The 15,534-nt window shown below is 72.1% G+C and carries 17 protein-coding genes; 10 read left to right on the top strand and 7 right to left on the bottom strand.

The features are described 5' to 3' along the window. Window positions 1–67: 67 nt before the first annotated feature. From IT780_RS30190 to IT780_RS30180, 3 genes are all read left to right on the top strand, one after another. The gene (locus IT780_RS30190; RefSeq protein WP_199515199.1) at window positions 68–2,146 is read left to right on the top strand and encodes a glycosyltransferase family 39 protein; all 2,079 of its coding nucleotides are present in this window, start codon (window positions 68–70) and stop codon (window positions 2,144–2,146) included. Between the two features lie 119 nt (window positions 2,147–2,265). Next, a complete protein-coding gene (locus IT780_RS30185) occupies window positions 2,266–3,507 on the top strand; it encodes a bifunctional glycosyltransferase family 2/GtrA family protein (RefSeq protein ID WP_199515198.1) in 1,242 nt (413 codons plus the stop codon). 196 nt (window positions 3,508–3,703) lie between these two features. Further along, window positions 3,704–4,003 (top strand): DUF3040 domain-containing protein, encoded by a 300-nt coding sequence (locus IT780_RS30180; RefSeq protein WP_199515197.1) that lies wholly within the window; start codon window positions 3,704–3,706, stop codon window positions 4,001–4,003. Window positions 4,004–4,016: 13 nt separating this feature from the next. Here the strand turns inward: IT780_RS30180 and IT780_RS30175 are convergent, their stop codons facing one another. The 4 genes from IT780_RS30175 to IT780_RS30160 form a co-directional block, all read right to left on the bottom strand. Then, a complete protein-coding gene (locus IT780_RS30175) occupies window positions 4,017–5,111 on the bottom strand; it encodes a DNA glycosylase AlkZ-like family protein (RefSeq protein ID WP_233413738.1) in 1,095 nt (364 codons plus the stop codon). 27 nt (window positions 5,112–5,138) lie between these two features. Further along, window positions 5,139–5,750, bottom strand: a complete 612-nt coding sequence (locus IT780_RS30170) for a GNAT family N-acetyltransferase (RefSeq protein WP_199515196.1) — start codon at window positions 5,748–5,750, stop codon at window positions 5,139–5,141. Between the two features lie 72 nt (window positions 5,751–5,822). Next, window positions 5,823–6,620 carry an IclR family transcriptional regulator domain-containing protein gene (locus tag IT780_RS43270; protein WP_199515195.1) on the bottom strand — a complete coding sequence of 266 codons (798 nt, stop codon included), beginning with the start codon at window positions 6,618–6,620 and terminating at the stop codon, window positions 5,823–5,825. 3 nt (window positions 6,621–6,623) lie between these two features. Continuing rightward, on the bottom strand, window positions 6,624–8,054 hold the full coding sequence (locus IT780_RS30160; RefSeq protein ID WP_199515194.1) for an amidohydrolase family protein: 1,431 nt from the start codon (window positions 8,052–8,054) through the stop codon (window positions 6,624–6,626). Window positions 8,055–8,210: 156 nt separating this feature from the next. Between IT780_RS30160 and IT780_RS30155 the strand changes: the two genes are divergently transcribed. From IT780_RS30155 to IT780_RS30130, 6 genes are read left to right on the top strand one after another with little or no spacing between them, the layout of a single operon-like run. Continuing rightward, window positions 8,211–9,335, top strand: a complete 1,125-nt coding sequence (locus IT780_RS30155) for a CaiB/BaiF CoA transferase family protein (protein ID WP_199515193.1) — start codon at window positions 8,211–8,213, stop codon at window positions 9,333–9,335. Next, window positions 9,317–10,090: a citryl-CoA lyase gene (locus IT780_RS30150; protein WP_199515192.1), complete on the top strand. Its 774-nt coding sequence runs from the start codon at window positions 9,317–9,319 to the stop codon at window positions 10,088–10,090. Before IT780_RS30155 ends, IT780_RS30150 begins: the two co-directional genes overlap by 19 nt. Window positions 10,091–10,101: 11 nt before the next feature. Then, the gene (locus IT780_RS30145; protein WP_199515191.1) at window positions 10,102–10,965 is read left to right on the top strand and encodes a DODA-type extradiol aromatic ring-opening family dioxygenase; all 864 of its coding nucleotides are present in this window, start codon (window positions 10,102–10,104) and stop codon (window positions 10,963–10,965) included. Beyond that, a complete protein-coding gene (locus tag IT780_RS30140) occupies window positions 10,962–11,321 on the top strand; it encodes a hypothetical protein (RefSeq protein ID WP_199515190.1) in 360 nt (119 codons plus the stop codon). The genes IT780_RS30145 and IT780_RS30140 overlap by 4 nt, the downstream gene beginning before the upstream one ends. After that, entirely contained in the window at window positions 11,321–12,259 is a 939-nt protein-coding gene (locus IT780_RS30135; RefSeq protein WP_233413737.1) for a quinone oxidoreductase family protein, read from the top strand. The genes IT780_RS30140 and IT780_RS30135 overlap by 1 nt, the downstream gene beginning before the upstream one ends. A gap of 39 nt (window positions 12,260–12,298) precedes the next feature. Next, a complete protein-coding gene (locus IT780_RS30130; protein WP_199515188.1) occupies window positions 12,299–12,871 on the top strand; it encodes a hypothetical protein in 573 nt (190 codons plus the stop codon). On the opposite strand, the gene IT780_RS30125 is transcribed toward IT780_RS30130, so the two are convergent. After that, window positions 12,866–13,735, bottom strand: a complete 870-nt coding sequence (locus IT780_RS30125; protein ID WP_199515187.1) for a LysR family transcriptional regulator — start codon at window positions 13,733–13,735, stop codon at window positions 12,866–12,868. The genes IT780_RS30130 and IT780_RS30125 overlap by 6 nt on opposite strands. Window positions 13,736–13,805: 70 nt before the next feature. On the opposite strand from IT780_RS30125, the gene IT780_RS30120 reads away from it, so the two are divergent. Beyond that, window positions 13,806–14,168, top strand: a complete 363-nt coding sequence (locus IT780_RS30120) for a YybH family protein (protein ID WP_199515186.1) — start codon at window positions 13,806–13,808, stop codon at window positions 14,166–14,168. Here the strand turns inward: IT780_RS30120 and IT780_RS30115 are convergent. Both IT780_RS30115 and IT780_RS30110 read right to left on the bottom strand, forming a co-directional pair. Further along, on the bottom strand, window positions 14,152–14,343 hold the full coding sequence (locus IT780_RS30115; RefSeq protein WP_199515185.1) for a hypothetical protein: 192 nt from the start codon (window positions 14,341–14,343) through the stop codon (window positions 14,152–14,154). The genes IT780_RS30120 and IT780_RS30115 overlap by 17 nt on opposite strands. Before the next feature lie 16 nt (window positions 14,344–14,359). Beyond that, window positions 14,360–15,379, bottom strand: coding sequence for a hypothetical protein (locus tag IT780_RS30110; protein WP_199515184.1), 1,020 nt, complete (start codon window positions 15,377–15,379; stop codon window positions 14,360–14,362). Window positions 15,380–15,534: the final 155 nt, after the last annotated feature.

The following is a 15,534-nucleotide window of genomic DNA, read 5'->3' as shown; positions in this document are numbered from 1 at the left end:
AGGGCCCGACAGGCGGGCGGAAGACAGTACGAGGGTCAAGTGCTTCCGCCTGCCTTAAGGACCCATGATGACATCGACGTTGCCCGTACCGCCGACGGTGGAGCCGGGGTATCCGCCGGCCGAACCCCCCGCGGCCCGCGACGCGCCGTGGGTACGCCCAGCGCTGATCTCGCTGCTCCTGCTCACCGGAGTTCTCTACATCTGGGGCCTGGGCGCGTCGGGCTGGGGCAACTCCTTCTACTCGGCGGCCGTCCAGGCCGGATCGGAGAGCTGGAAGGCGTTCTTCTTCGGCTCCTCGGACGCGGCGAACTCGATCACCGTGGACAAGACGCCCGCCTCGCTGTGGGTGATGGCGCTGTCCGTACGCCTCTTCGGCCTGAGCTCGTGGAGCATCCTGGTCCCGCAGGCGCTGATGGGCGTCGCCACGACCGGCCTGCTCTTCGCCACGGTCCGCCGCTGGTACGGCCCCGCCGCCGGCCTCGTCGCGGGCACGGTGTCGGCGCTGACCCCGATCGCCGTGCTCATGTTCCGGTTCAACAACCCGGACGCGCTGCTCGTGCTGCTCATGGTCGCCGGGGCATACGCGACCGTCCGGGCGATCGAGAACGGGTCGACGTGGTGGCTGCTGCTGGCCGGGGCGTTCGTCGGCTTCGGCTTCCTCACCAAGATGCTGCAGGCGCTGCTCGTGGTGCCGGCGTACGCGCTGGCGTACCTGGTCGCCGGGCCGCCGAAGCTCGGCAGGCGGCTCTGGCAACTGGTGCTGGCCGGGCTGGCCGTCGTCGTGTCGGCGGGCTGGTACATCGCGATCGTCGAGCTGGTGCCGGCGTCGATGCGGCCGTACATCGGCGGGTCGCAGAACAACAGCCTGCTCGAGCTGACGCTGGGCTACAACGGCCTCGGCCGGCTCAACGGCGACGAGACCGGCAGCGTCGGTGGCGGCGGCGGCAACGGCGGCGGGGGCGGCTGGGGCGAGACCGGCATCCTGCGCATGTTCGACGCCGCCCAGGGCGGTCAGGTCTCCTGGCTGCTGCCCGCCGCGTTGATCGTCCTGGTGGCGGGGCTCGTGCTCACGCTGCGCTCGGCGCGGACGGACCGGCTGCGGGCCGGGCTGATCCTGTGGGGCAGCTGGCTCGTCGGCACCGCGCTGGTCTTCAGCTTCATGCAGGGCATCTTCCACGCGTACTACACGGTGGCGCTGGCGCCGGCCGTCGGTGCGGTGGTCGGCATGGGTTCGGCGCTGCTGTGGCGGCACCGGCGCAACGTCTTCGCCGCGCTGACGCTGGCCGCGGCGATCGGCGTGACCGCCTGGTGGTCATGGCACATGCTCGGCTGGAGCCCGGACTTCGTGCCGTGGCTGCGCTGGGTCGTGCTGATCGGCGGCGTCGTGGCGGCCCTCGGGGTGCTCGCCTCGCTGCGGCTGCCCGCGAAGGTGGCCCTGGCCAGTGCGGGGCTCGCGCTGGGCGCGGTGCTCGCCGGCCCGGCGGCGTACGCGGTGCAGACGGCGTCCGAACCGCACACCGGGTCGATTCCGTCGGCCGGCCCGGCGACGCAGGGCGGTTTCGGCCCGGGCGGGGGCCGCGGCGGCCGCGGCGGCCCGGGTGGCTTCCCCGGAGGCGGCTTCCCCGGCGGCGGCTTCCCCGGAGGCGGCTTCCCCGGCGGCGGCTTCCCCGGTGCCACCGGGACCGGCACGCAGCAGGGCGGAACCACCCAACCAGGCACGCCCCCGCAGGGCGGCTTCCGCGACGGAGGAATGCGCGGCGGCGGGATGGGCGGCCTGCTCGACGCGTCCACGGTCAGCGACCAGCTGAAGGCGTTGCTCGACGCGAACGCGGACCAGTACACCTGGGTCGCGGCGGCCGTCGGTTCGCAGAGCGCCTCGGGTTACCAGCTCGCGACCGAGGACCCGGTCATGGCGATCGGCGGCTTCAACGGCAGCGACCCGTCCCCCACCCTCGCCCAATTCCAGCAGTACGTGGCCGAGAAGAAGATCCACTACTTCATCGGCGGGGGCGGCTTCGGCGGCGGCCGTGGCGGCGGCACCGGCGGCAGCAACGCCGGCTCGCAGATCGCCTCCTGGGTCGCCGAGACGTTCCCGTCGCAGACGGTCGACGGCGTCACCATCTACGACCTGACCGCCACCAAGTGATCCGTCACGACAGCCCGCAGGCGGCTCCCGGTTCCGGGGGCCGCCTGCGGCACTTCCCTCACAGTCACGCCACAGGCTCGCCACACAGGGGTCAAAGCGGCGCGGACGACCTTGATGACATGAGCCTCTCCACCACGTCGCCCTCGCAGTCCGCCGCGCGGGACCGGGTCGTCGCGCCGGTCCTCGACGTCGTCGTCCCGGTCTACAACGAGGAGATCGACCTCGAGCCCTGTGTCCGCCGGCTGCACGCGTACCTGGCGGCCGAGTTCCCGTACCGGTTCCGGATCACGATCGCCGACAACGCGAGCACCGACTCCACGCCGGACGTGGCCCGCCGGCTCATCCGGACCTTGCCCGACGTGACCTCCGTACGCCTCGCCGAGAAGGGACGCGGCCGGGCCCTGAAGCAGGTGTGGACGCACTCCGACGCGGCGGTGCTGGCGTACATGGACGTCGACCTGTCGACCGACCTGGGCGCGCTGCTGCCGCTGGTCGCGCCGCTCATCTCCGGCCACTCGGACCTGGCGATCGGCTCGCGCCTCGCCCGCGGCTCCCGGGTCGTCCGCGGCGCCAAACGCGAGTTCATCTCCCGCGGCTACAACCTGCTGCTGCGCGGCACCCTCTCGGCGCGCTTCTCCGACGCCCAGTGCGGCTTCAAGGCCATCCGCGCCGACGTGGCCGCCCGGCTGCTGCCGATGGTCGAGGACACCGGCTGGTTCTTCGACACCGAGATGCTGGTCCTCGCCGAGCGCGCCGGCCTGCGCATCCACGAGGTCCCGGTGGACTGGGTGGACGACCCGGACAGCCGCGTCGACATCGTGGCCACGGCGATGGCGGACCTGCGCGGCATCGCCCGCCTCACCCGCGCCCTGGGCACCGGCCGCCTCCCGCTCGCCGCCCTGCGCGAGCAGCTCGGCCGCAACCCGCTGCCGGTCGCGGGCGTCCCCGCGGGCCTGACCGGTCAGCTCCTGCGCTTCGCCGCGGTCGGCGTCGCCAGCACGCTGGCGTACCTCGTGCTGTTCGCGCTGCTGCGCACCGGCATGGGCCCGCAGGCCGCCAACCTGGTTGCGCTGCTCGCGACGGCGATCGCCAACACGGCCGCGAACCGCCGGCTCACCTTCCGGGTACGCGGCACCGACGGCGCCTGGCGGCACCAGGCCCAGGGTCTCGTGGTCTTCGCCGTGGGCCTCGGCCTGACCAGCGGCTCCCTGGCGGTCCTGCACGCCGTCACCAGCCCGCCGACCGCCGTGGAGCTCGGGGTGCTGATCGCGGCCAACCTCGTGGCGACGGGGGTCCGCTTCCTGCTCATGCGCATCTGGGTCTTCCGCGCCAACCGCACGACCCCACAGGCGGCCAGCTGACGGCGCCGCACGGCCACGCGGCGGGCCGAGCCATGGCACGGCCCGCCGCCGTTCTGCATGTGACGGCCTTGAACACAAGCCCCCGAACGGTATGAATTCTGTGACCTGCGGGTAACAATGGACCCATCGATCGGGGTAGTTCCGCCGAGTCCCGGTCGTTGTGCCCCTACAGTCCGGGCCTCGCCGGAGGTGCGCCATGCTCAGCAAGGAAGACAGCCGCCGGCTGGCTCAGCTGGAACGACAGCTGCGCCGCGAAGACCCCGACTTCTGCTCCCGCATGGCCGGTGGCCGCCCGGCCCGCCGGCACGTGCCGCTGTCGCTGATTCTCGCCGCCACCGTCGTGTGGGCGGCGGCCCTGGTCCTCGCCGTCGTGGGGTGGTGGGCCGCGGCGATCGTCGCGGGCGTCTGGGCCCTGGTCATCATGGTCGCGATCGGCTACCGCTGCCGCCCCGGAGCCGGCGCCGACAGCCCCGACGCGCTGCCACCCGCGTGGTGAAGGCTGTGACGGCTCAGCTGTAGGCCACCGTGGCCTCCGGCACCTCGCGGGCCCGGGCGACCACCCCCGCCTCCTCCTCGAGCGGCTTCCGGCTCCGGGCGGTCAGCGTCCCGAACGGCGTCACGGTCAGCTCCACCCGCTTGCGGCCGGCCATCTTGGCCCGCCACACCCCGGCGATCTCCCCGTCCACCAGGATCACGCCCGGGTTGCCGAGAACGCGCCACACCTCCTTCTGCTGCGCCCGCTCCGGCAGGAGCACGTCGCGGTCGCGCGCCTGCAGGAGCGCGTCCATCGCCGGGACGAAGCGCACTCCGCGGACCGGGCCGGCCGAGGCCAGCGCCGCCGCCGAGCCGGCCGGGATCCACGTCTTCCGGCCGTCGAGGCGCACCTCCTCGAGGCCGTCGGCGGGCCACACCTTCTTGATCTCGGCGGTGGCGGTCCCCAGGTACTTCGCGACCTCCGCCGGGCCGGCCGGGCCGAGGAAGCGCAGGTAGGTCAGGATCAGCTGCTCGATGCCCTCGTTCGCGGCGGGCTGCGGCGGCGCGTTGCGGATCGGGCCGAGCGTCGCGTCCTTGCCGCGGGACTCCACCTGGACGCCACCCGCCAGGCCGGCGACCTGCCAGACGTTGCCGGCGATGTGCCGCGCGCGGCAGGTGCGGCAGTCGTACGTCAGCTCGCGCGGCACCCGCCGGCTGACCTCGGTGCTCGCCTCGCCCCGGGGCATGGACCGCGTGACCACCTCCCGGAACGCCGCGGCGGTCGCCTCGAACGCCTTGACGCCCAGCTTCACGCCGTCGGGGATCTGGCCGCTCTTGATGCGGGCCGAGGCGTCGGCGTCGCTGAGCGGCCACAGCGCCTTGACGATCCGGCCGAGGTCGCGGCGGCGGTGCAGGTGCGGCGCTCCCCAGGCCGCCCACACGGTGAGCAGCCGGTCGTCGTCGAGCGCCGCATCCGTGCGGGCCGCGAGCGCGACCTGGGCCGAACCCGGCGTGTACTCCTGCACGCCGAGGTCGAGCACGTCGAGGTCGCCGGGGCGCTGCGACCCGCGGTCCGCCAGCCCGAGCGCGGCCACCCGGTATGCCATGGCCTGCCTGCGGTCCACCTCCATGTGCACCACCTCCGCCGAACGAAAATCTCAGCCGCGACGACCGTACCGCCGGGATGCGACATTTCTCAGCCGCTCCATCCGGCTTCCCCCGCCGACCGAGACCAGCTCCCACGTGTCGAGGCTGCTGGGGCCGTACGGGCCCTCCTGCAGGATGGGCGGCTCGCCGGTGAGGCGGTACCCGCAGCGGCGCGCCACGGCGGTGCTGGCCGTGTTCCCGGGATCGATGCGCAGCAGCAGCCTGCTCAGCTTCAGCGTGCTGCGGGCGTACGCGGAGAGCAGGGAGAGCGCCCCGGCAGCGAGCCCGCGCCGGCGGTGCTGAGCGGACACCAGGTATCCCAGCTCGGCCTCCCGCAGTCCGGCGTCGACGCCGAAGAGCAGGACCTCACCCAGCGGTTTCACGCCGTCCGTGGTGATCACGAGCTGGATGCGCTGACCGCTGACGCGGCCCTGCCGGGCACGTTTCAGGTACGCGATGCCGGCCTCGGTGTCGAACGGCGACGGCATCGGGGTCCACCGGGCGATGTCGGGCTCGTCGAGCATCGCGACCAGCTCGTCGAGGTCGTCGTCCCGCCACTCGCGCAAGGTGATGCCGTCCCCGGAGAGGGTGACGGGGTACGGCAGGCGGCCGGGGGTCGTCATGGGCCCGATCCTGCCCGTAAGCACCCGGTTCCTGCCAGTAGGCGGGGCTTCATAACCGGGTGAGTGAACCTCTCAGGCGCGGACCACGATCGGTGCGGAATCCCGCAAAGACCAGTCGTGGCTTATGTCTGCGGCCGCGTGCAGGAGCAGCGGCAGGTGATGGCCTGTCAACTTATCGACAGACGTCTCGGCGGCGTGCACGGTCACGTTCAGCGCCGCCACCACCCGGCCGTCGCCGTTGCGCACGCCGGTCGCGATGGACCGGATGCCCAGCGCGAGATCCTGGTCGGCGAGCGCCCAGCCCTTGGCCCGCACCTCGCGCAGCGAGCGGTCCAGCTCGTCCCGCTGCGGCTGCCACCGCGCGTCGATCCCCGAGCGGGTGGGCTGCGCCAGGACCGAGTCCAGCTCGGCCGGGTCCAGGGCGGCGAGCAGCACCTTGCCCATGGAGGTGGCCGGCGCCGGGAAGCGGGTGCCGATGGAGACGGACAGCGTCACGATCTTGGGTACGGCGACCCGCGCCACGTACACGATGTCCGAGCCGTCGAGCTGGGCCATGGACGTCGACTCGCCGGTCTGCGCGACGAGCCGTTCCATGTGCGGCCGGGCCACGTCCCACATGTCGAGGCTGTGCACGTACGCCATGCCGAGCTCGAGGACGCGCGGGGTGAGGGCGTACCCACGCTCCTCGCCGCGCACGTACCCGAGCTCGGCGAGGGTCAGCAGGATCCGGCGGACCGTGGGCCGGGCCAGCCCGGTGTCGGCGGCGATCTCACTGAGCGTCGACACCCGGCGGCCCGGCCGGAAGCTGCGCAGCACGTCCAGCCCCCGCGCGAGGGCCTCGATGAAGTCAGGTCCGGCTTCGCGTGGCACGCGCTAATGCTTCCACTGCGCCGAGCCGGCGTCCCACTCGGTGTAGGTGTACGGGTTGTCCATCACCTTGGTTTCCGGGATGTCAGGGTTCATGCCCTTGAGCCACGCCTCCTCGCCCATCGTCGAGCGCAAGTGCTCGATCGTGCGCTCGACGGCGGTACGGGCGGCGGCGAGGTCGACGCCGACCAGCCGGCCGTCGCGCTTGACGATCCGACCGTTGATCACGACGGTGTCGACGTCGCCGCGCTGCGCCTGGAACGCGACGTGACCGTACGGGTGCAGGATCGGCGTCATGACCGGCGAGTGGTCGTTCTTGAGCAGCACGACGTCGGCCTTCTTGCCCGGCTCGAGGCTGCCGACGAGCGAGTCGAGCCCCAGCGCCTTACTGCCGCCGCGGGTGGCCCAGTCGACGACCTGCTCGGCGCGCAGGTGCACGTGGGTGACCGTCTCGGCGCGGCCGTGCGCCTCCATGTGCTCGCGGGAACGGTCGGCGCCCAGCGTCGTCCGCATCGCCGAGAACAGGTCGCCGCTCCACCACACGCTGGTGTCCATCGACAGCGAGACCGGGATGCCGTGGTCGCGCAGCATCCAGGTGGGCGGGTAGCCCTGGCCGGCGCTCTGCTCGCTCTCGGTCGAGACGGACACCGAGCCGCCGGTCGCGGCGATGCGGTGGTACGAGTCGTGGGTCAGCGTCGCCGCGTGCACGTACACGGTCTGCGGGGTCATGAAGCCGTTCTCGTGCATGAGGCGGATGCCGTCGTCGTTCGTCGCGCCCCAGACGCCGGCGTGCGTGGTGACCGGTACGCCCAGCTCCCGCGCCACCTCGAACGCCGCCTTCTCGGGGAACGACGGGTCGCCGGTGACGTCGAAGGCCATCTGGAAGCCGAGCATGTCGTCGCCGCCGGACAGGCGCCGGTTGACGAAGTCGCGGAACTCGGGGCTGGTCGCCCACTCCCACGGGCCCTGCTGGATGTTGCCGTACGCGAGCACGAACCGCCCGGGCACCGCCTGCAGCGCGTCCACGGCGGCGTCGGCGTGCTGCGGGGTCTGGAGTCCGTGCGACCAGTCGACGGTCGTGGTGACGCCGGCGTCGATGGCCTCGATCGCGGCGAGGAGGTTGCCGGCGTACACGTCCTCGGGCCGGAACAGCTTGCCGGACTCGAGGTAGTACCAGACGAAGTACTGGGTGAGCGTCCAGTCGGCGCCGTACCCGCGCATCGCGGTCTGCCACATGTGCCGGTGGGTGTCGATCATGCCCGGCATCACGATGCCGCCGGACGCGTCGATCACGGTCGCACCATCGGGCGCGGTGAGGCCGGTGCCGACCTCGGCGATGCGCTCGCCGACCACGAGCACGTCGGCGCCGGTGAGAACGGTGTGCTGGTCGTCCATCGTCAGAACGGTGCCGTTGCGGAAAAGAACTGAGTCAGCCATGACCCTCCCTCACAGCGGCGGACAGGCGTCCGTCTGGCGGTCAGTGTGTGACCGCCTCAGGGGGCTGTCAAGGTTTCTCGTTGACATCCATGGTGAAGCAGCAGCAAACTGACGGACATCTGTCCGCTATGCGGGCACAACCTGGAGAGGCGGCTCATGGGCGCACTGGACGGACTGCTCGTCGCGGACTTCTCCCGGATCCTCGCCGGGCCGTACGCGACGATGCTGCTCGCCGACCTCGGTGCCACGGTGGTCAAGGTGGAGGGACCCGGCGGCGACGACACCCGGACGTGGATGCCGCCGGTCCGCGACGACGTGTCCACGTACTACCTGGGCATCAACCGCAACAAGCGCTCGATCGCGCTGGATCTCAAGAACCCCGAGGATCTGGAGGTCGCCCGGCGGCTCGCGCACCGGGCCGACGTGATGATCGAGAACTTCCGGCCGGGCGGGCTCAAGCGGTTCGGCCTCGACTACGACTCGGTCGCGGCCGCCAACAGCAAGGTCGTGTACGCGTCGATCAGCGGCTTCGGCACCGGCGCGGGCGCCAACTACCCCGGGTACGACCTCATGGTGCAGGCGATCTCGGGGCTGATGAGCCTCACCGGGGATCCGGACGGGCCGCCGTACCGGGCCGGCATCTCGGTCTTCGACGTCATGGCCGGGCTGCACGCGAACATCGGCATCCTCGCCGCCCTGCACCATCGGGCGGCCTCCGGCGCCGGCCAGCACGTCGAGGTCAACCTGCTGTCCTCCGCGCTGTCCGGGCTGGTCAACCACTCGAGCGGCTACGTCGCCGGCGGCACGGTCCCGTTCCGGATGGGCAACGCGCACCCGAGCCTGTTCCCGTACGAGCCGCTGCCCACCTCGGACGGCGAGCTGATCGTCATCGCGGGCAACGACGGGCAGTTCCGCAAGCTGTGCCAGGTGCTCGACCTGCCCGAGCTGCCCGACGACCCGCGCTTCGGGCGCAACCAGGACCGCACCGCCAACCGCGAGCAGCTGCGCCCGATCCTGGTGGAGCGGCTGAGCAAGCGTACGAAGGACGAATGGTTCCGCGAGCTGCTCGCCGCCGGGGTGCCCTGCGCACCGATCAACACGATCGACGGCGGCGTGGCGCTGGCCGAGGAGCTGGGGCTCGACCCGGTGGTCACGGTGGGGGGTGTGCCCGGCGTACGGAATCCGATCACGTTCTCGGACACCCCGGCCGGCTACGAGCTGCCCCCGCCCGGCCTGGACGAACACGGTGAGGAGATCCGTACATGGCTGATGCAGGACTGAACTTCCCCACCTCGCTCGGTACGTCCGACGAGAAGCAGATCCGACTGCTCGGCCAGGACCTGGCGGCCGACCTCATGGGCAAGGTCGGGTTCGGCGAGCTGGCGTACTGGCTCGTCGCCGGCCGGCGGCCCACGCCCGGCGAGACGCGGGTGTTCGAGGCGGTGCTCGTCGCGCTCGCCGACCACGGGTTCACCCCGACGGCGATCGCGGCGCGGCTGACGTACCTGAGCGCCCCGGAGTCGTTGCAGGGCGCGCTCGCCGCGGGCCTGCTCGGCGGCGGCAGCCGGTTCCTGGGCGTGACCGAGGACTGTGGACGGTTCCTGGCTTCCACGCTCGCGGACGCCGGACCCGATCCCGACTACGACGCCCTCGCGCTCGAAGCGGTACGCAAGGCCCGCGAGGCGAAGAAGTTCGTGCCGGGGCTCGGTCACCCCGTGCACAAACAGCAGGACCCGCGGACGCCGGTGCTCATGGCGATCGCGGACGAGGAGGGGCTCAAGGGCCCCCACCTGCGCTTGTTCGAGGCGATCGGGCGCGTACACCCGCAGGTTCTGAACCGGACCCTGCCGCTCAACGGCGCCGGGGTGTGCGGGGCGGCCCTGGCCGACCTCGGCCTGCCGATCGACCTGCTGCGCGGCTTCGCGCTGCTGGCCCGGGCCGCCGGCCTGCTCGGGCACCTCGCCGAGGAGCGGCGCCGGCCGCTCGGCATGGACATCTACCTGACGGTCGACCGCAACGCGGTCTACGAGGATTAAGAAAGGTCGCCATGGCTGAAGTCGTCGCGGTCATAGCCTCCACCCACCATCCCTTCTACTACCGGGCCAGCACCTCCACCGGCGAGGACCGGCCGCCGTTCGCCGACGAGTGGGTACGGAAGATCACCGCCTTTCGGCAGACGCTCACGAGGGCGAACCCGGACGTGCTGGTGATGGTCGGCTCCGACCACTTCCACCAGCTGTGGCTGGACAACATGCCGCAGTTCCTCGTCGGCAAGGCGCCGTTCTACGACGCCAACTGGTACAACGAGGAGCGCGAGTTCGGCCTGCCGCGGATGCTGCTCAAGGGGCAGGAGGACCTGTCCGCGCACATCCTGCGCGCCGGCCTCGACGAGGGCTTCGACCTGGCGTTCAGCAACGAGCTGCGGATCGACCACAGCGTCACCTGCCCGATCATCACGCTGCGGCCCGAGGCCGACCTGCCGATCGTGCCGATCTACACCAACATCTTCGCGCCGCCGCTGCCGCAGCCGAAGCGCTTCGTCCAGCTCGGCCAGGCGATCCGGGAGATCGTCGAGAGCTGGCCGAGCCACCTGCGCGTCGCGGTCATCGGCACCGGCCACCTGTCGCTGGAGCTCGGCGGCCCGCGCCAGTTCGGCCCGCACGGCCCCGACCCGGAGTTCGATCAGAAGGCCGTCGAGTGGATCGCCACCGGCGACCTGGACCGCTGCCTGGCCGAGGTCACGCTGGACAGCCTGCACTCCCCCGGCAACGCCACCCACGGCTTCATGGACTTCATGCTGATGATGGGCGTCGCCGGCGCCGGCCAGAAAGCCGACTACGTGGACAGCCTCGACCTGTTCCACACCATGGAGGCGTACTTCACCTGGTACCCGAACGGAGCGCCGCGATGAGCAAGTACCTCGTGGACAAGTTCCTGTTCACCATCGACCGCGACCCCGAGCTGGTCGAACGCTACCGGGAACAGCCGCGCGAGACGGTGGAGTGGTGGGAGGCCGAGCGCGCCAACGCGGTGCTCAACTGCCACGCCGGCGAGGCCTCCACGTGGCTGCGGTTCACCGACGAGGAACGCGAGGCGCTGACCGCCCACGACCACGTCAAGCTGTTCGAGCTGGGCGCCCACCCGTTCCTGACGCTCACCCTGTTCATCGCGATGTTCGAACGCGACCACGGGCCGCTCGAATACCAGAAGGCGTACGGGGCCCGGCTCGCGCACTTCAACCTGCCGTACCCCGACATCGCGACGTGATGCGCGCCGCGCTGCTGCACGAGTGCGGGTCACCGCCGGCGGTCGGCGAACGCCCGCTGCCCACCCCGGCAGACGACGAGATCCTGGTACGGGTCACCGCTGCGTCCATCACCCCGCTGGATCTGCTCTGCGCCACGGGTACGTCGTACTTCGGCGCGCCGGTGACCCCGTACGTGCCCGGGGTGCAGGGCGTCGGCGTGCGCGAGGACGGCGTCGCGGTGTGGTTCCCGACCACGGCCGGCATGCGCCCGGGCGACGGCAGCCTCGCCGAGTACGCCGCCGTCCGCGCGGCCGACACGGTGGAGGTGCCGCCGGACGCCGACCACGCGCTGGTGGCGGCGCTGGGCCTGTCGGCGGTCGCCGCGCATATGGCCCTCACCTGGCGCGGCGGGCTGCAACCGGGTGAGCAGGCGCTCGTGCTCGGCGCGGGCGGCGTCGTCGGTCAGGCCGCCGTCCAGCTCGCCCTTCTGGCGGGCGCCCGTCGCGTCATCGGCGCCGCCCGGTCCGCGGCCGGGCGGGCGCGCGCCCTCGACGCGGGCGCAGCGGCGGTGTGCGACCTGTCCGGCGACCCGGCGGCGCTGGCCGCACGGTTCCGGGAGGCCGCCGAGGGACCGGTCGATCTGGTTCTGGACCCGCTCTTCGGCGTCCCGGCCGCGGCGGCGCTGCGTACGCTGCGACCGGGCGGCCGCCTCGTCAACCTCGGCAGTTCGGCGGGTGAGACCGCTCCCCTGGACTCGGCGACGCTGCGCAGTGGATCGCTGCAGATCCTCGGCTACACCAACAACTCGCTGACGGCGGAGCAGCGGTCGGCCTCGTTGCGCCTGACAGCCGGGCACGCGGCGGCGGGAAGGCTGACGGTCGCGTACGAGAAAGTGGCTCTGCACGACGTCGGCGGCGCATGGTCACGGCGGGACAGCCGGATGGTGGTCACCCCGTAGTACCCATCACCGAAGGTGCTGTCGTACGTTCTAGAGACCATGAGCGTGATCGATCTGGACCACCCTCCCGTCGCGACGCCGCCGCCGGCTCCCCGCCGCCCCACCCGCCGCCTGCTGACCGCCCTCGCCATCCTCACAACCGGCGCGGTGCTCGGCAGCGCAGCGACGGGCACCTATCTCCGGCAGCGCACCGAACGCTCGCTCGACGACGAGATCTCGGTGCTGGTGCTGCCCGACACCGGTCCGCAGTCGAACGACGCCGGCATCGGAGGCGTGATCGTCCACGGCAAGGTCACCGACGCCACGCTCTCCCGCCGGGTCACGCTCGTCAACGCCGGCCCGCTCCCGGTGAACGTGCTGAGCTTCAGCGTGGTCCGGCCGGGCCTGACCGTCCGGGCCGTCGAGAAGCACCGGTGGATCCGCCGGGGCGAGTCGGTGCAGGCCGACGCGGACGTGAAGATCATCTGCTCGGCCGGGCTGCCGATCGGGCTGCTGTCCGTACGCCTCGCGATCCGCACGGACGACGACCGGGACCGGACCGCGACCGCCGTGCTGGACGCCTCCCAGTGGAACGACCAGGCCCGGGTCGCCTGCACCGGCAACCTGTCATAGCCCCGCTGCGGTGCAGTGCGGCAGCAGGGCGCGCAGCACTGTGCTGTCCTCCCGGCGCCACACCAGCGCGAGCAGCGCCGGAATGTCGACGTCCGCGACCGGCACGGCGGTCAGCTTCGAGTCCTCCGCCATCGTCGCGCTGAGCACGGCGACCCCGAGCCCGCGGGCGGCCAGGTCCATGACGGTGCCCGGCGCCGTCGCCTGCAGCGCCACGTTCACCCGCACCCCCGCCGCCGCGCACGCCTGGTCGAGCACGGCGCGCACGCCGGTACCCACCGGCAGACAGATCAACGGGTACGCCCCCAGCCGCCGCAGATCGACGTCCTCCTTACCCGCCAGCGGATGTTCCTCGGGGACCAGGGCCACGAGCCCCTCACTGACGATCGTCCGGTACGCGAGATCCGCCGGCGTACTGCCCGCCGCCCCCACCAGCGCGATGTCGATCCGCCCGGCCCGGACGTCCTCGACGAGCACATCGGAGTTTCCCTCGCTGAGCGTCACCTCGATGCGCGGATGAGCGCGGTGGAAGGCGGCCAGCGCGTCGAACAGCGGCGTCACTGTGCACGCGGTCACCATGCCGAGCCGCAGATGGCCGCGGACCAGCCCTTTCACCTGATCGATCGCCGTCTGTGCGGCGGCGGCCGCGGCGAGGGCGGCCCGCGCGTGGGGCAGGGCTGCGACGCCGGCGTCGGTGAGCCGTACGATGCGCGAGGACCGGTCGAACAGCTCGGCGCCGACCTCGCGCTCGAACTGCCGGATCTGCGCGCTCACCCCGGACTGGGTGATGTGCACGCGCTCGGCTGCCTTGGTGAAGTTGGCCTCCTCGGCCACGGCGACGAAGTACTCGAGCTGCCGCAAATCCATGACCGCGAATCATACCTTCGGCAAGAACTATTTGTTGGACTTGTCACCGGTGTGGCGTGAGGCTGATGACATGACCGAATACGAGAAAGCCCTTCGCCCCGAGGACCTCACACGCCTGTTCGTGGAACGCGCCAACGCCAAGGACGCGGAAGGCCTGGCGCTGCTGTACGAGGACGACGCCGTGATGGCGTACCCACCGGGCCGGCAGACCGTGGGCCGGGCGGCCATCCGCAAGCTGTGGGAGGAGGCGCTGCCGCACCTGCCGGCGTTCGAGCCGGAAGAGCCCCTGCCGACGCTGATCAGCGGAGACCTGGCGCTGACCTCGACGCCGCCGAAGGACGGGTCGGGAGCGCGGGCACAGGTCGTACGCCGCCAACCGGACGGTAGCTGGCTCCGGGTCCTGGACCAGCCCGAGTTCACCCCGCCGCGCTAGACCCGTCCGCGCCGGGACCGGGCGGCCCGGACCTCAGCTCACCGATCCGGCGCAGCCGCCGGACGAGGTCGGCGGTCACCTCACCGGCCTCGGCGCCGTCCTCGATCCGGGCGGCCACCGCCGCGCGCAGCTCCCGTTCGAGCAGGTGGTGCAGCTGTTCGTCGGACGTGTGCATGATGACCCTCCGGTGCTCACCTGCCTTCTGACGGACCGCCCCCGCCTCCGGACCGGCCGCGCAGGATGCCCACGACCGCGGCGATGACGCGCTCCAGCCGGTCCGGGTCGCCGATCAGCGCGACCACGTGACCCGGACCGGGCGGGTCCGCGCCGGGGAGCCGGTCCAGCTCGTACGAGTCGGGCACCGCGCCGAACACCGTGCCCAGCACCTCGGTCACCACGTCCTCGACCCGCCGGCCGCGCCCGATCTGCTCGGTCATGGCGTCGATCGCGCGACCGGCCAGCTCGCTCAACAGGGCGTCGTCGCGCTCGTACGGCTCCACGAGGTGCAGCGGGTCCGGCTCGGCGTACCCGGCGTCGGCGGGCGTGGCGAACCACACCGGAGCCTGCTTGCGGCCCAGCGGGCGCTCGACGTTCTTCTCGTACCAGGCACGGCGCCGGCGCATGGCGGTCAGCACGACCTCCACCTCGGCCGCGACCGTCGCCTCGTCCGCCGCCACGTCGCCGGTACGCCGCAGCCGCAGCTCCGCCCACCGGGTCAGCGGCCAGAGTGAGGCACCGGCCGTGGCGTCGACGCCGGCCCAGTCCAGCACGACCTTCGCCAGTTCGACGAGCCACGGGTCGTCGTGCAACCCCGTGGCGAGCCAGATGGGGATCCGCGGCCGCTGCGGTGCACCCCGGCGGCCACGCCGCTTGCGGTAGCCCTCGATGACCGCCTTGGGCATGCGCATTGTCAGCCAGCCCTCGAGATTCGCGATCGGCAGGTCCGCATGGGCGAACAGGTCGTCGACCACGGCCTCGACGTCATCGTGGAAGCGGTCCAGGCACTCGGGTGCGAGCCGCTGCACCGCCGAGGCGCACCGGTGGTGGCCGCGGGCCCGCTCGGCCGCCCGGGTCACCCGCTGGTACACCAGCGGCCAGACGACCTCGGTGGCCTCCACCCGCAACCGGCGCCGCTCGTCGGCCGGCGCCGCCCCGACGCGCCCCGTGAGTTCTCCTCGCCGTGCCAACCGGCGGACCTCGCTGCTGTCCACGTTCCACTCCTCGATGTCGAAGGTGGCTCGATCGTCGCGGCGCGGAGAACCGAAGAAAATGCTGGTCAGCGCGGTTGCGGGGAAATACGTACGCGCCCCGCCCGGCATACGTACGGGCCGGACCCCCGACGGAGATCCGGCCCGGACGACGGTGG

Source organism: Nucisporomicrobium flavum (assembly GCF_016464385.1).
Lineage (GTDB): Bacteria > Actinomycetota > Actinomycetes > Mycobacteriales > Micromonosporaceae > Actinoplanes > Actinoplanes flavus_A.
Note: the sequence above shows the minus strand (reverse complement) of the source record. Positions and strands in the feature narration are given on the sequence as shown.

Bases quoted from the DNA above. Each gene is read 5' to 3' on its own strand.
- IT780_RS30190 (WP_199515199.1), top strand. From the start codon at position 68: ATGACATCGACGTTGCCCGTACCGCCGACGGTGGAGCCGGGGTATCCG.
- IT780_RS30185 (WP_199515198.1), top strand. From the start codon at position 2,266: ATGAGCCTCTCCACCACGTCGCCCTCGCAGTCCGCCGCGCGGGACCGG.
- IT780_RS30180 (WP_199515197.1), top strand. From the start codon at position 3,704: ATGCTCAGCAAGGAAGACAGCCGCCGGCTGGCTCAGCTGGAACGACAG.
- IT780_RS30175 (WP_233413738.1), bottom strand. From the start codon at position 5,111: ATGGAGGTGGACCGCAGGCAGGCCATGGCATACCGGGTGGCCGCGCTC.
- IT780_RS30170 (WP_199515196.1), bottom strand. From the start codon at position 5,750: ATGACGACCCCCGGCCGCCTGCCGTACCCCGTCACCCTCTCCGGGGAC.
- IT780_RS30160 (WP_199515194.1), bottom strand. From the start codon at position 8,054: ATGGCTGACTCAGTTCTTTTCCGCAACGGCACCGTTCTGACGATGGAC.
- IT780_RS30155 (WP_199515193.1), top strand. From the start codon at position 8,211: ATGGGCGCACTGGACGGACTGCTCGTCGCGGACTTCTCCCGGATCCTC.
- IT780_RS30150 (WP_199515192.1), top strand. From the start codon at position 9,317: ATGGCTGATGCAGGACTGAACTTCCCCACCTCGCTCGGTACGTCCGAC.
- IT780_RS30145 (WP_199515191.1), top strand. From the start codon at position 10,102: ATGGCTGAAGTCGTCGCGGTCATAGCCTCCACCCACCATCCCTTCTAC.
- IT780_RS30140 (WP_199515190.1), top strand. From the start codon at position 10,962: ATGAGCAAGTACCTCGTGGACAAGTTCCTGTTCACCATCGACCGCGAC.
- IT780_RS30135 (WP_233413737.1), top strand. From the start codon at position 11,321: ATGCGCGCCGCGCTGCTGCACGAGTGCGGGTCACCGCCGGCGGTCGGC.
- IT780_RS30130 (WP_199515188.1), top strand. From the start codon at position 12,299: ATGAGCGTGATCGATCTGGACCACCCTCCCGTCGCGACGCCGCCGCCG.
- IT780_RS30125 (WP_199515187.1), bottom strand. From the start codon at position 13,735: ATGGATTTGCGGCAGCTCGAGTACTTCGTCGCCGTGGCCGAGGAGGCC.
- IT780_RS30120 (WP_199515186.1), top strand. From the start codon at position 13,806: ATGACCGAATACGAGAAAGCCCTTCGCCCCGAGGACCTCACACGCCTG.
- IT780_RS30115 (WP_199515185.1), bottom strand. From the start codon at position 14,343: ATGCACACGTCCGACGAACAGCTGCACCACCTGCTCGAACGGGAGCTG.